This is a genomic window from Variovorax sp. ZS18.2.2, from assembly GCF_024701975.1.
In the GTDB taxonomy this organism is placed as follows: domain Bacteria; phylum Pseudomonadota; class Gammaproteobacteria; order Burkholderiales; family Burkholderiaceae_C; genus Variovorax.
Genome location: NZ_JANLNM010000001.1, coordinates 361,475 through 375,848, shown reverse-complemented (window position 1 = coordinate 375,848; position 14,374 = coordinate 361,475). Strand labels below are relative to the sequence as shown.

The window sequence follows — 14,374 nt, the reverse complement described above, 5'->3', positions numbered from 1 at the left end:
CGCGATGCGGTTCTCCGCGGTCCTCGCCTACGCGCGCGCCTGGCTGCCGGGCCGTACCACCGTCGACATGCGGGAGCGACTGCGCGCCGTGTGCGGCGCGGCCATCGGCCTCTTCGTCACGGCCGTGCTGTGCCGCTGGCTGGCCGGCCCGTTGGAGAGCGCCGTCTGGCTGATCGCGCCACTGGGCGCCACCGCGGTGCTGGTGTTCGCCGTGCCCTCGAGCCCGCTCGCGCAGCCCTGGTCGGTGATCGGCGGCAACACGCTGTCGGCACTGGTCGGCATCGCCTGCGCGAACTGGATTCCCGATCCCGCCGTGGGTGCCGCCGTGGCCGTCGCCGCCGCCATCGGGCTGATGTTCACCACGCGTTGCCTGCATCCGCCAGGCGGCGCGGCGGCCTTGCTGGCGGTGCTCACCCACACCACGCAGTTCTCGTCGGCCCTGTTTCCCGCCCTCACGAATTCGGTGCTGCTGGTGCTGGCCGGCGTGGCCTACAACTCGCTCACCGGCCGGCGCTATCCGCATGTGCAGGTCGCGCAGCCGCCGCGCGCGGACGCCCGCTTCAGCCAGGCCGACATCGACGCGGTGCTGGCCCGCTACAACCAGGTGCTGGACATCAGCCGCGACGACCTCGAATCGCTGATCCAGCAGACCGAGCTCGAGTCGTACAAGCGGCGCCTGGGCACGCTGGCTTGCGGCGACATCATGTCGCCCAGCCCCGTCTCGGTGGAGTTCGGCACACCGCTGCAGGAGGCCTGGGCGCTGATGCATGACAAGCGCATCAAGGCGCTGCCGGTGACCGACCGCACGCGCCGCGTGGTGGGCATCGTCACGCAGGCCGACTTCTTCCGCCAGCTCGACCTGCAGCACCACGAAGGCATCGCGGGCCGGCTGCGCGACCTGATCCGTGCGACGCGCACCGTGGTCTCGAACAAGCCCGAGGTGGTCGGCCAGATCATGACGCGCCAGGTGCGCGTGGCCAGTGCCGACCGGCCGGTGGTCGACCTCGTGCCGCTCTTCTCCGAAGGCGGCCATCACCATATCCCCATCATCGATGGTGAAAAGCGCCTCACCGGCATGATCACCCAGTCGGATTTCGTGCGCGCCCTCTACCGTGCCGTGCGGCCGGAGAACTGACACCCCTTTTTGTTTTCCCCAAGGAGCGCGCATGGCATGGGTCATATTGCTGGTGGCAGGTCTGCTTGAAATCGGATGGGCCATCGGCCTCAAGTACACCGAAGGATTCACCAAACTCTGGCCCTCGGTCGGCACCGCCATCTCGATGGTGCTCAGCGTGGTGCTGCTGGGCTGGGCGATGCGCTCGCTGCCCGTGGGCACGGCCTACGCGGTGTGGACCGGCATCGGCGCCGTGGGCACGGTGATCCTGGGCATCGTGCTGTTCCACGAGCCGGCCAACGCGGCGCGGCTGGTCTGCGTGGGCCTGATCGTCGCCGGCATCCTCGGGCTCAAGTTGACGAGTACGGCCTGAATCGGCCGGCTCACTCCAGCACCACGTTCGCTTTCTTCACTAGGGCCGCATAGCGCGCGGCCTCGCTGCGAAAGTAGCTCGCGGCCTCTTCGGACGACGTGAGTTTGATGACGTTGCCCTGCTTGTCCATCGCCTCGCGCACCTCGGCGCTGTTGAAGGCGGCCACCACGGCGTCGTGCACGCGCTTGATGTCGGCGGCCTGCATCTTCGGCGGTCCGATCACCGCGAACCAGCCTTCCACCGCGTAGTTGGGCAGGCCCTGCTCCGCGATGGTCGGGATGTCCGACGCAGCGGGCGAGCGGGCCGGTCCGCACACGCCGATGGCGCGCAACGCGCCGCTCCTGATGTGTTGCTGCACGGCGGGCAAGGCGACCACGCCGATCTCGACCTGCCCCGCCATCATGTCGGTCACCATGGGGCCGGTGCCCTTGTACGGAATGTGCCGCGCGTTCACACCGGCCTCGTCCATGAACATCTCGCCCGCGAGGTGAATGATGGTGCCGTTGCCCGACGAGGCGTAGTTGTAGCCCTCGGGCTTCGCGCGCAAGAGCGCCACCAGCTCCTTCACGTTCTTCGCGGGTAGCTTCGGGTTCACCATCAGCACCAGCGGCGTCGCGCCCACCACGCTGATCGGCGTGATGTCGGTGATCGCGTCGAACGGCATCTTCTTGAACACGCTCGGGTTGATCACATGGTTGTTCGACACCATGCCCAGCGTGAGCCCGTCGGGCGCCGCCTTGACGATGGCCGCGGTGCCGGTGATGCCGCCCGCGCCCGGCATGTTCTCGATCACCACCGGCTGGCCGAAGGCCTTGCCGAGCGCCACCGAGGCGGCGCGCACGATGTTGTCCACGCCCGAGCCGGCGCTGATCGGCAGGATGAAGCGGATCGGCTTGTCGGAGCCCTGCGCGAGCGCGGGACAGGCAGCCAGTGCCGCCGCGCCGGCGCCGAAGCCCAGCAGCGTGCGGCGGTTCATTGGGAAAAAGTTCGTGCTCATCGTCTTGTCTCTCTTTGTGGTTTTGAAGAATCGCCGGCGTCAGCTCACGGCCGCGTCGGCATGCATCGCATCCACCTGCGCGTCGGCATAGCCCAATTCGGCCAGCAGCTCGCGCGTGTGTTCGCCGAGCGTCGGCGGATGCAGCCGCACGCCCAGGCGCTCGCCGCCGAGCGTGATCGGGAACAGCGTCGTCTGCGCCATCTGCCCGGCGCGCTCGCCGTCCGGCAGGCGGATGTCCGCGAGGCCGCCGGTGGCCTTCAGGTGCGGGTCGGCATACAGGTCTTCGGGCCGCGTGATCGGCGCGAACGGCAGGCCCCGCGCTTCGAAGATCGCCGACAGCTCGGCCGCCGAACGCCCGGCAAGGCGGACGCGCAGGTCCGCCAGCAGCGTGGGCCGCAGGCGCACGCGGTCGTTGTTGGTGCGCAGGGCCGGGTCGGCCTTCAGGTCGTCGAAGCCGAGCGCGTCGCAGAACACCGTCCACTGCGCATCGCTCACCGCGGCCAGGAAGATCTGCTCGCCGTCCTTCACGGTGAACACGTCGTACAGCGCCCAGGCCGAGATGCGTTCGGGCATCGGCGCGGCGGCCTGCCCCGTGATCGCGTACTGCAGCATGTGCTGGCCGACCAGGAACACGTTGTTCTCGAACAGCGCCGACTGCACCTCCTGCCCCTTGCCGGTTTCGGCGCGCTGCATCAGCGCGGCGATGGCGCCGATGGCGCCGAACATGCCGCCCATGATGTCGTTCACGCTGGTGCCCGCGCGCAGCGGATCGCCCGGGCGCCCCGTCATGTAGGCCAGGCCGCCCATCATCTGCACCACCTCGTCGAGCGCCGTGCGGTGTTCATAGGGGCCGGGCAGGAAGCCCGTGTGGTTCACGTACACGAGGCGCGGATTGAGCTTGCCGAGCGCGGCGTAGCCCAGGCCGTACTTGTCCATCGTGCCGGGGCGGAAGTTCTGCGCCACCACGTCGGCGGTGGCGCACAGGCGCAGCGCCGCTTCGAGCCCCTGCGGGTTGCGCAGGTCGAGCGCGATGCTTTTCTTGTTGCGGTTGAACATCGGGAAGAAGCCCGCGCCCGCGCCCAACAGGTGCCGCGTGCGGTCGCCGTCGATGGGCTCGACCTTGATGACTTCCGCGCCCAGGTCGGCCAGCACCATGCCGCAGGTCGGGCCCATGACCATGTGCGTGAACTCGACCACGCGGATGCCCGCAAGTGGCAGGCGTTTTTCTTCCGTGCTCATGCCGCAACGCCTTCCGCCAGTGCAAAGGTCTTCGGGAAACCCGCGCGCCAGACGGTGCCCTGCAGCGTCTCGCCGTCGAGCCAGCCGGCCACGCGTTTCCTCAGGTCGAGCAGCTTCGGCAGGTCGACGCCGGTGGTGACACCCATGCTCTCCAGCATGAAGACGAGGTCTTCGGTATCGACGTTGCCGCTCGCGCCGGGCGCATGCGGGCAGCCGCCGATGCCGGCCAGGCAGGCGTCGAAGCGCGTGATGCCGACCTCCAGCGCCGCGTACACATTCGCGAGCCCGAGGCCGCGCGTGTCGTGGAAATGGCCGCACCAGAGGCGGTCGCCCGCGATGCGCAGCGCACGTTCGAACAGGCTGCGGACCATTGCGGGATCGGCGTAGCCCACCGTGTCGGCCAGGCTCACGCGGTCTGCGCCGGCGTCGAGCAATGCCTGCATCAGGCGCAGCACCTCGTCGGGTTCGACATGGCCCTGGATCGTGCAACCGAACGCCGTGCCCACGCCGCCATCGATCAGCGTCTTCGAGCCCGCCGCATCGCGCGCGGCGCGCATGCGCCCGACCTCGGCCACCACCTCGTCGGGCGTCTTGCGCAGGTTGGCAAGGCTGTGCGCGTGGCTCGCCGAGAGCGGAACCATCATCAGGTCGGCCTCGCCCGCGATGGCGCGCTCCGCACCCTTGAGGTTGGGCACGAGCACCGAGGCGAAGAGCCCCGGCAGCGTCTTGGCATACGCCAGCAACTCGGCCGTGTCCGCCAGTTGCGGCAGCAGGTGTGCCGGCACGAAGGAGCCGACCTCGATCTCGCGCTGGCCGGCCGCGTGCGCGTCGCGTATCCATTCGAGCTTGCGTGCGGTGGGCAGTACGCGGGCGATGCTCTGGAGCCCGTCGCGCAGCCCCACTTCGCGGACGACCGCGCGGGGCGGCAGGAAAGCGTGAATCAATTCTTTGTCTCCGTCGTGAGAGGTACGGCGTCGATGTTAGAAGTTCCGATTTGGCCCAGAAGGTATATTTTGGAATCCATTCGCTTCCGAAACGGAACACCACGGAACACCATGAGAGACCTCGACCTCACCACGCTGCGGCTGTTCGTCGCCGTCTGCGACACCCGCAGCATCGCGCGCGCCGGCGAAGAGGCCAGCATCGTCGGCTCGGCGATCAGCAAGCGCCTCGCGCAGCTCGAAGACACCGTCGGCACGCCGCTCTTGCTGCGCAAGCGCCGGGGCGTGGTGCCGACGCCGGCCGGCGAAACGCTGCTCGAACATGCGCGCGCCATGCTCGGCAGCGCCCACCGCATCGAGCGCGACATGGCGGCCTACGCCGGCGGGGCGCGCGGGCACGTACGCATCCTGGCTTCGGCCTCTGTCATGGCCGAATCGCTGGCCGAGGACGTGGCCGGCTTCCTGCAGGACCCGGCGCACCGCAACATCCGGGTCGACATGGAAGAGCGTGTGAGCCCCGAGATCGTGCGCGGCATCCGCGAAGGCGTCGCGTCCATCGGCCTGTGCTGGGACGCCGCCGACCTCGAAGGCCTGGAACGGCGCGACTACCGCTCGGACCATCTGGCGATCGTCGCGCACCCGTCGCACCCCGTGGCCCGCCACGACGCGGTCCGCTTCGAGCAGGTGCTCGACCACGAATTCGTCGGCATGCCCGCGCTGAGCGCGGTGCAACTGATGCTTGCGCGCGAGGCGGCCGTTGCCGGCAAGCCGCTGGTCTACCGGGTGCTGGTGTCCAACTTCGACGCGGCGCTGCGCGTGGTGCGCGCCGGGCTGGCCATCAGCGTGGTGCCGGCGGAAGTCGCGCGCCCCTTCACCGACGCCTTCGGGCTGCGCCTGATGCCGCTCACCGACGACTGGGCGCGACGGCGCTTTGCGATCTGCTTTCGCAGTGAAGCGGTGCTTTCGCCCTCGGCGCAGTTGCTGGTCGCGCACCTCGAACGGTGCGCCGCGGACCGCAAGGCAGACGCCTGATCTGACCGATAACAGAAACGATCCATTGCGGCGGCGGTGGTTTTTGTTTCGTTTTCTGCAACCTAACATCCGGTCTGTTCGCTGTCACCCTCATCCAACCGACCGAAAGACCGCCATGTTCCGCAGAGCCCTGATTTCCGCCGCCGCCCTTTCCGCCACCCTGGCGCTCGCGCCGCTGGCGGCCCATGCCGCCGAGCCGCTCAAGCTCGATGTCTACAACCCCGGCACCAAGTCGATGTTCCCGGTGTCGTCCGAACTCGTCACCGGCCAGACCGACGCGGTGCTGATCGACGCCCAGTTCCAGCGCAACGATGCCGAGGCGCTGGTGCAGAAGATCAAGGCCAGCGGCAAGAAGCTGACCACCGTCTACATCAGCCACAGCGACCCCGACTACTACTTCGGCCTCGATGTGATCCAGGCCGCTTTTCCCGACGCGAAGATCGTCGCCACGCCGCAGACCGTGGCCGCGATCCAGGCCTCCAAGGACGGCAAGCTCGCGTACTGGAGCCCGATCCTGAAGGAGAACGCGCCCAAGGCGGTGGTCGTGCCCCAGCCGCTGGTTGGCGACAGCCTCGAGCTCGAAGGCCGCAAGATCCAGATCGTCGGGCTCGACGGCCCCGCGCCCGAGCGCACGTTCGCGTGGATTCCCTCGCTGAAGGCCGTGGCCGGCGGCATCCCGGTGTCGGCCAACATCCATGTGTGGATCGCCGACACGCAGACACCTGCTTCCCGCAGCGACTGGCTCAAGACGCTAGGCCGCATCGAAGCCCTGCACCCCAAGACCGTGGTGCCCGGCCACTACCTGCCGAACACCGACGGCAGCGCGCCCTACTCGCTCGCCTCGGTGAAGTTCACCCGCAGCTACCTGCAAGCCTTCGAGACCGAAGCGAAGAAAGCCAAGGACTCGGCCGCGCTCATCGCCGCGATGAAGAAGCGCTACCCGAAGCTGGAAGACACCTCGTCGCTCGAACTGAGCGCCAAGGTCATCAAGGGAGAAATGAAATGGCCGCAGTGAACGACGCCTCGAACGCAACAGCCACCCTGCACTACATCTTCGATCCGATGTGCGGCTGGTGCTACGCGGTCGCGCCGCTGGTCGAGGCGGCGCGCGCTGTGCCGGGCCTCCAGGTCGAAATCCACGGCGGCGGCATGATGACCGGCCCCAACCGGCGCCCGATCACCGCGCAATGGCGGGAGTACGTCAAGCCGCACGACCTGCGCATTGCCGAACTCACCGGCCAGCCCTTTGGCGAGCGCTACCTCGAAGGACTGCTGCGCGACACGGGTGCGGTGATGGACTCCGAACCGCCCACCACGGCGATCCTCGCCGCCGAATCGCTGCGTGCGGGCGGCGGGCTGGACATGGCACATCGCCTGCAGCACGCGCACTACGTCGAAGGCCGCCGCATCGCCGATGCGGATGTGATCGCGGCACTGGCCGTCGAACTCGGCTTCGATGCCGAGGCCTTCGTCGCCGCATTCAAACAACTCTCGGGCGAAGCGACGGCAAGGCACATCGCCGAAAGCCGCCAGCTCCTGCAGCGCGTAGGCGGCCAGGGCTTTCCGACCTTCGTGCTGGCGCAGGCCGATGGCCGTGCCAGTCGCATCGATACCGGCCCCTGGCTGGGCCGGGCGGAAGACTGGAAGGCACATCTCGCCGAATTCGTCGGGCCATCGCAGGCAGTGGCCACGGCAAGCGCCGCTGCAACGCCGGCGATGTGCGGCCCCGACGGCTGCGCGATCTAGGCGATCTTCTCCAGAAAGACCAGCCGGATCGGCGCATCCAGCAGCTCGTCGAACCGCTTCTCGAACGCCTGGAAATACGGCGTGGCGAAGTGCGTGTCCAGCGCGGCCTGGTCCCTGAACGACTCGCGCATGTAGAAGCTGCCGGGCTCGTCGCGCAGTTCGAACAAGGTGTAGTCGAGGCAGCCGGGCTCCTGCCGCGTGGAGGGCACCAGGGCGCTCAGGGCGGCGCGAAGCGCTTCGCGCTGGCCGGCCTTGGCTTTGAGGATGGCGATGCTGATCAGTGGGGCGGTGCTCATGTATTCGTTCCCTGCGGCATGAAGTTCGGATGCCTGCAGTTTGCGATGACGCCACCGCATGAAAAAGCCCTCGCATCCGGAAACACTTTCAATCGGCCCTTGAAGATCGCCCTTCTTCGGAGAGTGCCCGCGCGGTGACAGGTACTACCTGCTGCACTGGAAGCTCGCCGCCTGCGACGCATCGCCACTCACATAGCGCGGCCACAGCGGCCATTCGCACAGCGGGCGCGCGCGGGTGGTGTTGAACGGCGGCTGAACTTCCTGCTCGAGCAGTTGCAGCCCGCCCGGCGCACGTCCGCGCTCGACCCAATCGGCCAGCGCGCCGAGCATGTCGACATTGGCCGGCGCGCCGCTGCCCACGTGGTCCACACCCGGCGCGGTGTAGAGGCGCATGAAGCGGTCCACGTTGTCGCGGCCCAGCCGTGCGACCACCGACTCGTAGTAGCGGATGCCGGCGAACGGGCTCTGCGCATAGTCGGCCATGTGCTCCAGCATCAGCAGCTTGCCGCCGCGCGCGTTGAAGGCGCTCAGGTCGGGGTTGGTCGAGTCCATCAGTTGCGACACGGTGGCGATACGGGCCGCGAAGTCTTCGGCGCGGTAGTTGCGCACGTCTAGCGATGGATTGCGTCCGTAGAAATACTGGAGCGCTCCGCTGCCGTAGAACCACGCGATGCCGTTGCTCGGCTGCGGCGGCACGGTCGGCGCGGCAGTGCCCGTCCACCACGCGTTCCAGCCGCCCATCGAGGCGAAGGCCGGCGTGCCTTCACCGCCGATGCCCCAGCCCGGGTATTCGGTCACACCGTTGGCCAGCGGCACGGGCGAACGCCAAGGCGAGCGCAGCGTGCGCACCGCCTGCACCTGTGCATCGTTCAGGCAGTTGTCACCGCTCGTGCCCGATGCGCAGCGCAGGCTGGCCGGATCGAAGCGCTGAAGACATGCCACCGGGTTCGACACGATGCGGTCCGCCACGCCGTCCGCGGCATCGCACGACGCGAGCACCGCGTCGTGCACCAGCTGCACCTGTGCGGGACGCAGCCACCCCTCGCCGAAGGTCGCGATGCCGTTGCGCGTGCCCGCGTGCTGCAGACCCGTCCAATTGATGACCGGCACGCGGCTGAAGATGCCATCGAAATCCTGCGGATAGCGCTGCGCCATCGTGAGCGCCTCGCGCCCGCCTTCGGAACTGCCCATGAAGTAGAGCTTTTGCGGCGCCTGCCCGTAGGCGCGCTGCATCAGCGCCACTGCGACGTCGCGCACCTTCTTGTACGAGGCGTGCGCGAAGTTCGTGAGCGCCTCGTCGTTGAGCGCAAAGGCCTGCGGCGGCTGGCCCTGCACGTTCTGGTGGCCCGAGTCGGTGCCGTAGGTCACGTAGCCCTGCGCGAGCGGCGTGGGCTGGTCGAAGCGGCCTGCGGGCACCAGCGAGAGGCCAGTGATCAGCACGCCGTTGAAGCCACCGCCGCCGTACTGCACGCTGCGCCCGTTCCATGCGAGCGGGAGGTTGACCTGGAAGAGGATCGGCGGCGCGCTCGCATCGAGCGGCGCGATGCGTCCGAGCACCTTGCAATGCGTGGGCGTCACCGGCGTGATGCGCGCCGCGGGGCTGGGCCCGCGCTCGGCGACCGCCAGCGGGGAGGCGGCAACGAGGGTCGCCGAGTCGATGGTTGCAGCGCCGCTCGGCAGGCCGATCGCAGCAGGCGCGATCGGCGTAGCGAGGGCCGCGCAGGACGTCGCCGGGTTGCCGCCGAGCGTGAGGCTCCTCGGCCCGGTGGGGGTGCCGCACGCGGCGAGCAACGCGGCGACCGCCAACATGGCGCCCCCGCAAAACACTGTCTTCGGGATCGCCATCTGTCTGTCTCCTTGTTGTTCGCTGTGACCGCTACCGCGCCACGCCCAGCAGTCGCTCGAGCACCTGCGGCTGGCTGCGCAATGCCGCCGCGCTGTCGGCATGCACGATGGTGCCGTGATCGAGCACCACCGCATGATCGGAAATCGCGAGGATCGCCTGCGGGTGCTGCTCCACGATGATCGCGGCCAGCCCTTCGTCCTGCGTGATGCGGCGGATGGCACGCAACAGCTCTTCCACGATGATCGGCGCGAGGCCTTCGAGCGGTTCGTCGAGCAGCAGCAGCTTCGGGTTCAGCACCAGCGCGCGGCCGACGGCCAGCATCTGCTGCTCGCCGCCCGAGAGCTGCGTGCCGAGATTCGTCTTGCGTTCGGCCAGGCGCGGGAACATCTCGTAGACGCGCTGCGGGTTCCACTTGCCCGGGCGTTCCACCGCGGTGAGGTTCTCGTGCACGGCGAGCGACTTGAAGATATTGCGCTCCTGCGGGACCCAGCCGATGCCGGCCGCCGCACGCTGATGCGGTGCCAGCTTGTGCAGCGCCTGCCCGCCGAGCGTGATGGTGCCGCCGTGCTGCCGCGTCGCACCCGCGAGCGTGTTGATCAGCGTCGTCTTGCCCGTACCGTTGCGGCCCAGCAGCGCGAGCGTCTGGCCTTCGCCGAGCGTGAACGCCACGTCGTGCAGCACCACGGCCTCGCCGTAGCCCGCGCTCAGGTTCTCGATGCGCAGGAGTTCAGACATGGGCGTTCTCCGTTCCATGGCCCAGGTAAACCTCTTTCACCTTCGGATCGTTGGCGATGGTTTCAGGGTCGCCCTCGGTCAACAGCGTGCCGTTGACCAGCACCGTCATGCGGTCGGCGAAGCTGAACACCAGGTCCATGTCGTGCTCGATCAGCAACACCGACACATCGGCCGGCAGCGCGGCCACGGTCTGCAGCAGCTCTTCGCGCTCGCCGGCGGGCACGCCCGCCACGGGCTCGTCGAGCAGCAGCACGCGCGGCTCACAGGCGAGCGCGATGGCGATCTCCAGCAGGCGGCGCTTGCCGTAGGCCATGAACTTGGTCTGTTGCTTCGCGACATCCGACAGGTGGAACTGTTCGAGCAGTTGCCCGGCCCGCTCCGCGATCCCCTTGGTGCCGCCGAGCGGCCGCCACCATTGCGCTGCGATGCCCTTCTGTTGCGACACCACGAGCGCCAGCGTCTCCAGCGGCGTCATCGAGTCGAACAGCTGGTTGATCTGGAAGGTGCGCACCAGCCCCCGCGCCACGCGCTTGTGCGGCGCGAGCGTGGTGATGTCTTCGCCGAGCAGCGTGATGCGGCCTTCGGTCGGCGTGAGCACGCCCGTCAGCAGGTTGATCAGCGTCGTCTTGCCCGCACCGTTCGGACCGATCAGCGCGTGGCGCGCGCCGCGCTTGAGTTCCATCGTGACGTTGTTGGTGGCCGTGATGCCGCCGAAGCGCATCACCAGGCCTTGCGTCGAAAGCACGGTATCGGTGGTGGTGCTCATGCCGCACCGCCCTTCTTCCTGCCCATGCCGAACCACGTCCACGGCTTGAGCAGGCGGTCACGCCCCACGAGCACCAGCAGCACGAGGATCAACCCGATCCAGAACATCCAGTACTGCGGCGTCACGGCCGAGAGCCAGTTCTGCAGCAGCTTGAAGACGATGGCGCCCGCCACGCCGCCATAGAGCCAGCCCACGCCGCCGATCACCAGCATCAGCAGCACGTCGGCCGAGCGGTCGAAGGCCAGCACGTCGAGCGAGGCGAAGCCGGTGGTCTGCGCGAGCAGCGCACCCGCCGCGCCGGCAATGCCGGCCGCCACGGTGTAGATGACCGCGAGCCGCGACACCACCGGAATGCCGATGGCCATCGCGCGCAGCCGGTTGTCGCGGATCGCCTTCAACGTCGCGCCGAACGGCGAATGCACCAGCCGGCGCATCACGAGGAACAGCACCAGCATCACCGCCAGCGAATACCAGGCGGCGGTGCGGCCGTACAGGTCGAACTCGAAGAGGCCCAGCACCGGCCCCATCACCACGCCCTGCAGGCCGTCGGCGCCGCCGGTGAGCCAGTCGAGCTTGTTGGCCAGTTCGAGCAGGAGCAGCGCGGTGCCGAGCGTGACCATCAGCCGCGTGAGGTCGCTGCCGCGCAGGATCGTCACGCTGGCCACGAGGCCGAGCAGCGCCGAGAGCACGGTCGCGAACACCAGCCCCACGGTCGGGTCGGGCATCACGAGTTTGGCGAACAGCGCCGCCGCATACGCGCCGAAGCCGAAGAACGCGGCGTGGCCGAGCGAGACGATGCCGGTGTAGCCGAGGATGAGGTCCAGTGACATCGCGAACAGCGCGACGATGGCGATCTCGTTGACCAGCAGCGAGTGCGAGGGCACGACGAGCGGCAGCGCGAAGGCCACCGCCCAGACCACGAACTCCCACGGCCGCCAGCGCGCGGTGCGCAGCAGGGCCGACTCGTAGGTTGTGGTCGTCGAAGAGGAAGGCGCGCTCATCTCAACGCCCTCCCTTGCGCGTGAACAGCCCTTGCGGCCGCCACATCAGGATCATGATCATCAGCAGGTAGACGGTGAACGCGCCCATCTTCGGAATGAAGTACTTGCCCGCCACGTCGGCAATGCCGAGCAGCAGCGCGGCCGCGAGCGGCCCGGTGATCGACGAAGTGCCGCCGACCGACACCACGATCAGGAAATAGATCATGTACTTGAGCGGAAAGGTCGGATCGAGCCCCAGGATCTCCGCGCCCAGCGCACCGCCCAGCCCCGCGAGCCCCGAGCCCACGGCGAAGGTCAGCAGGAACACGATGTTCACGTTGATGCCCAGGCCCGCGGCCACGCGCGGGTCGTCCACCGCGGCGCGCAGCCGGCTGCCGAAGCGCGTCTTCGAGAGGATGAGCTGCAGCACGATGGTCAGCACCGCGCACACGCCGATGATGAAGAGCCGGTAGTGCCCCATGCCCAGCAGCAGCGCGCCGTCACCGATCTCGGTGCGGCCGCGCAGCCACTCGGGCAATTGCACGTTCTGCTGCGACGAGCCGACGAAGTAGTCGATGGCCGCCACCGCCATAAAGGCAAGGCCGATGGAAAAGAGCACCTGGTCCAGGTGCGGCTTGCCGTACATCGGCCGGTAGAGCGTGCGCTCGAGCAGCGCCCCGGCCAGCGCAACGACGATGAACGCAAAGGGCAGGCAGGCCAGGAACGGCATGCCGAGCTTCTGCATCGCGAACACGGTGAGGTAGCCGCCCGCCATGGCGAAGGCGCCGTGCGCGAGGTTGATGAAGTTCATCAGCCCGAGCGTCACGGCCAGGCCGACGGCGAGAACGAAGAGCAGCATGCCGTAGGCGATGCCGTCGAAAAGAATGGTGAGCATGAGATTTCTGACAGCCGTTCGGAGAGGCCTGCTGCCGTTCGGATTCGCTGACTACTGTTCGAGGTTGGCCGCCACCGTCGGGATTCGCCGACCACCGTTCGGGCTGAGCCTGTCGAAGCCGGGGCGCGGTGCGCGCAAGCCTTCGACAAGCTCAGGCCGAACGGACGGGGTCGTCCGAACGGCCCGGGGCCTTACTTGGCTTTACCCGGATCCTTCACACCCTTGATCACGTCGAACTCGACGTTGTAGAGCTGCCCGTCCTTCTTCTCGACCTTGCGCAAGTACACGTCCTGCACGATGTCGCGCGTCTGCGCATCGATCAGCACCTGGCCGCGCGGGCTCTCGAAGACCTGGCCCTTCATGGCCGCCAGCAGCGCTTCGCCGCCGCCCTGGCCCTTGGTGGTCTTGAGCGCTTCGTAGATCACGCGCATGCCGTCATAGCCGCCCACGGCCATGAAGTTGGGGCGCATCTTGGGGTTGGCCTTCTGGAAGGCTTCGACGAACTTCTTGTTCAGCGCCGAGGGGTGTGCCGTCGAGTAGTGGTGCGAGGTGACCACACCCAGCGCGCCGTCGCCCATGTCGTTGAGTTGATCGTCGTCCGTCACGTCGCCGGTGGCGATCAGTTTGATGCCGGCCTTGTCCATGCCGCGCTCCAGAAACTGCTTCATCACAGCCGCGCCCGCGCCCGAGGGCACGAAGACGAACAGCGCATCGGGCTTGGCGTCGCGCACCTTCTGCAGGAACGGCGCGAAGTCGGGGTTGCGCAGCGGCACGCGGAGTTTTTCGATCACCTTGCCGCCGTTGAGCTGGAAGCGCTCGCTGAAGAACTTCTCGGCGTCGTTGCCGGGGCCGTAGTCGGCCACCAGCGTCACCACCGTCTTCACGCCGTTCTTGGGCGCCCAGTCGCCCATGACCACCGACACCTGCGGCAGCGTGAAACTCGAACGGATGATGTAGGGGGAGGCCTCGGTGATGCTCGATGTGGCAGCGGCCATCACCACTTGCGGTGTCTTCGACTGCGTGGCGATGGGCGCCACGGCCAGGGCCAGCGGCGTCAGGCCGAAGCCGGCCAGCACGTTGACCTTGTCGTTCACCACCAGTTCCTGCGCGAGGCGCTTGGTCACGTCGGGCAGGCCCGTGTCGTCCTTGATGATGAGTTCGACCTTCTTGCCGGCCACGGTGTCGCCGTTCTGCGCCATGTAAAGACGCGCGGCGGCTTCGATCTGGCGGCCTGTGGAGGCCGACTGGCCGGTCATCGGGAGGATCAGGCCAATCTTGAATTTGTTGTCCTGGGCGCTGGCCAGCGGCAGCGCGAAGGCGGTGGCGAGCGCAATCGCCGAGAGGCCCGTGGTCTGGATGAGGTGGCGTCTTTGCATGAGGTTTTCCTAGGAGGGACGGAATGCGAAACCGGGGC

14 protein-coding genes and 1 pseudogene are annotated in these 14,374 nt (G+C 68.0%); 5 read left to right on the top strand and 10 right to left on the bottom strand.

Annotation, left to right across the window (positions count from 1 at the left end):
* The first annotated feature begins 4 nt into the window (after positions 1 to 4).
* Complete coding sequence (locus NU688_RS01840) at positions 5 to 1,135, top strand: HPP family protein (protein ID WP_257858870.1); 1,131 nt, start codon at positions 5 to 7, stop codon at positions 1,133 to 1,135.
* A 31-nt stretch (positions 1,136 to 1,166) separates the two neighbouring features.
* Positions 1,167 to 1,487 carry a quaternary ammonium compound efflux SMR transporter SugE gene (sugE, locus tag NU688_RS01835; protein WP_257858869.1) on the top strand — a complete coding sequence of 107 codons (321 nt, stop codon included), beginning with the start codon at positions 1,167 to 1,169 and terminating at the stop codon, positions 1,485 to 1,487.
* Positions 1,488 to 1,497: 10 nt separating this feature from the next.
* Here sugE and NU688_RS01830 read toward each other — a convergent pair whose 3' ends face one another.
* The 3 genes from NU688_RS01830 to NU688_RS01820 are packed head-to-tail and all read right to left on the bottom strand — an operon-like array spanning position 1,498 to position 4,667.
* Positions 1,498 to 2,484, bottom strand: a complete 987-nt coding sequence (locus tag NU688_RS01830) for a tripartite tricarboxylate transporter substrate binding protein (RefSeq protein WP_374684606.1) — start codon at positions 2,482 to 2,484, stop codon at positions 1,498 to 1,500.
* A 39-nt stretch (positions 2,485 to 2,523) separates the two neighbouring features.
* Entirely contained in the window at positions 2,524 to 3,723 is a 1,200-nt protein-coding gene (locus NU688_RS01825) for a CaiB/BaiF CoA-transferase family protein (RefSeq protein WP_257858868.1), read from the bottom strand.
* Positions 3,720 to 4,667, bottom strand: coding sequence for a hydroxymethylglutaryl-CoA lyase (locus tag NU688_RS01820; RefSeq protein WP_257858867.1), 948 nt, complete (start codon positions 4,665 to 4,667; stop codon positions 3,720 to 3,722). Before NU688_RS01820 ends, NU688_RS01825 begins: the two co-directional genes overlap by 4 nt.
* Positions 4,668 to 4,778: 111 nt before the next feature.
* Between NU688_RS01820 and NU688_RS01815 the strand changes: the two genes are divergently transcribed.
* The 3 genes and pseudogenes from NU688_RS01815 (at position 4,779) to NU688_RS01805 (ending at position 7,442) form a co-directional block, all read left to right on the top strand.
* Positions 4,779 to 5,696: a LysR family transcriptional regulator gene (locus tag NU688_RS01815; RefSeq protein WP_257858865.1), complete on the top strand. Its 918-nt coding sequence runs from the start codon at positions 4,779 to 4,781 to the stop codon at positions 5,694 to 5,696.
* A gap of 115 nt (positions 5,697 to 5,811) precedes the next feature.
* Positions 5,812 to 6,705: pseudogene (locus tag NU688_RS01810) on the top strand (MBL fold metallo-hydrolase); the annotation flags it as partial.
* Positions 6,699 to 7,442 (top strand): DsbA family protein, encoded by a 744-nt coding sequence (locus tag NU688_RS01805; RefSeq protein ID WP_257858863.1) that lies wholly within the window; start codon positions 6,699 to 6,701, stop codon positions 7,440 to 7,442. The pseudogene NU688_RS01810 and the gene NU688_RS01805, both read left to right, overlap by 7 nt.
* Here NU688_RS01805 and NU688_RS01800 read toward each other — a convergent pair.
* The 7 genes from NU688_RS01800 to NU688_RS01770 form a co-directional block, all read right to left on the bottom strand.
* A complete protein-coding gene (locus tag NU688_RS01800; protein ID WP_257858862.1) occupies positions 7,439 to 7,738 on the bottom strand; it encodes a putative quinol monooxygenase in 300 nt (99 codons plus the stop codon). The two genes, NU688_RS01805 and NU688_RS01800, sit on opposite strands and share 4 nt — an antisense overlap.
* Positions 7,739 to 7,882: 144 nt before the next feature.
* Complete coding sequence (locus NU688_RS01795; protein ID WP_257858861.1) at positions 7,883 to 9,583, bottom strand: tannase/feruloyl esterase family alpha/beta hydrolase; 1,701 nt, start codon at positions 9,581 to 9,583, stop codon at positions 7,883 to 7,885.
* Between the two features lie 31 nt (positions 9,584 to 9,614).
* Positions 9,615 to 10,319 carry an ABC transporter ATP-binding protein gene (locus NU688_RS01790; RefSeq protein WP_257858860.1) on the bottom strand — a complete coding sequence of 235 codons (705 nt, stop codon included), beginning with the start codon at positions 10,317 to 10,319 and terminating at the stop codon, positions 9,615 to 9,617.
* Positions 10,312 to 11,085, bottom strand: a complete 774-nt coding sequence (locus NU688_RS01785) for an ABC transporter ATP-binding protein (protein WP_257858859.1) — start codon at positions 11,083 to 11,085, stop codon at positions 10,312 to 10,314. Before NU688_RS01785 ends, NU688_RS01790 begins: the two co-directional genes overlap by 8 nt.
* Positions 11,082 to 12,086 (bottom strand): branched-chain amino acid ABC transporter permease, encoded by a 1,005-nt coding sequence (locus NU688_RS01780; RefSeq protein ID WP_257858858.1) that lies wholly within the window; start codon positions 12,084 to 12,086, stop codon positions 11,082 to 11,084. Before NU688_RS01780 ends, NU688_RS01785 begins: the two co-directional genes overlap by 4 nt.
* A 1-nt stretch (position 12,087) precedes the next feature.
* Positions 12,088 to 12,960 (bottom strand): branched-chain amino acid ABC transporter permease, encoded by an 873-nt coding sequence (locus NU688_RS01775; protein WP_257858857.1) that lies wholly within the window; start codon positions 12,958 to 12,960, stop codon positions 12,088 to 12,090.
* 191 nt (positions 12,961 to 13,151) lie between these two features.
* Entirely contained in the window at positions 13,152 to 14,336 is a 1,185-nt protein-coding gene (locus tag NU688_RS01770; protein ID WP_257858856.1) for an ABC transporter substrate-binding protein, read from the bottom strand.
* Positions 14,337 to 14,374: the final 38 nt, after the last annotated feature.

Bases quoted from the DNA above. Each gene is read 5' to 3' on its own strand.
- NU688_RS01815 (WP_257858865.1), top strand. From the start codon at position 4,779: ATGAGAGACCTCGACCTCACCACGCTGCGGCTGTTCGTCGCCGTCTGC.
- NU688_RS01795 (WP_257858861.1), bottom strand. From the start codon at position 9,583: ATGGCGATCCCGAAGACAGTGTTTTGCGGGGGCGCCATGTTGGCGGTC.
- NU688_RS01780 (WP_257858858.1), bottom strand. From the start codon at position 12,086: ATGAGCGCGCCTTCCTCTTCGACGACCACAACCTACGAGTCGGCCCTG.
- NU688_RS01840 (WP_257858870.1), top strand. From the start codon at position 5: ATGCGGTTCTCCGCGGTCCTCGCCTACGCGCGCGCCTGGCTGCCGGGC.
- NU688_RS01775 (WP_257858857.1), bottom strand. From the start codon at position 12,960: ATGCTCACCATTCTTTTCGACGGCATCGCCTACGGCATGCTGCTCTTC.
- sugE (WP_257858869.1), top strand. From the start codon at position 1,167: ATGGCATGGGTCATATTGCTGGTGGCAGGTCTGCTTGAAATCGGATGG.
- NU688_RS01830 (WP_374684606.1), bottom strand. From the start codon at position 2,484: ATGAGCACGAACTTTTTCCCAATGAACCGCCGCACGCTGCTGGGCTTC.
- NU688_RS01805 (WP_257858863.1), top strand. From the start codon at position 6,699: ATGGCCGCAGTGAACGACGCCTCGAACGCAACAGCCACCCTGCACTAC.
- NU688_RS01800 (WP_257858862.1), bottom strand. From the start codon at position 7,738: ATGAGCACCGCCCCACTGATCAGCATCGCCATCCTCAAAGCCAAGGCC.
- NU688_RS01785 (WP_257858859.1), bottom strand. From the start codon at position 11,085: ATGAGCACCACCACCGATACCGTGCTTTCGACGCAAGGCCTGGTGATG.
- NU688_RS01825 (WP_257858868.1), bottom strand. From the start codon at position 3,723: ATGAGCACGGAAGAAAAACGCCTGCCACTTGCGGGCATCCGCGTGGTC.
- NU688_RS01790 (WP_257858860.1), bottom strand. From the start codon at position 10,319: ATGTCTGAACTCCTGCGCATCGAGAACCTGAGCGCGGGCTACGGCGAG.
- NU688_RS01770 (WP_257858856.1), bottom strand. From the start codon at position 14,336: ATGCAAAGACGCCACCTCATCCAGACCACGGGCCTCTCGGCGATTGCG.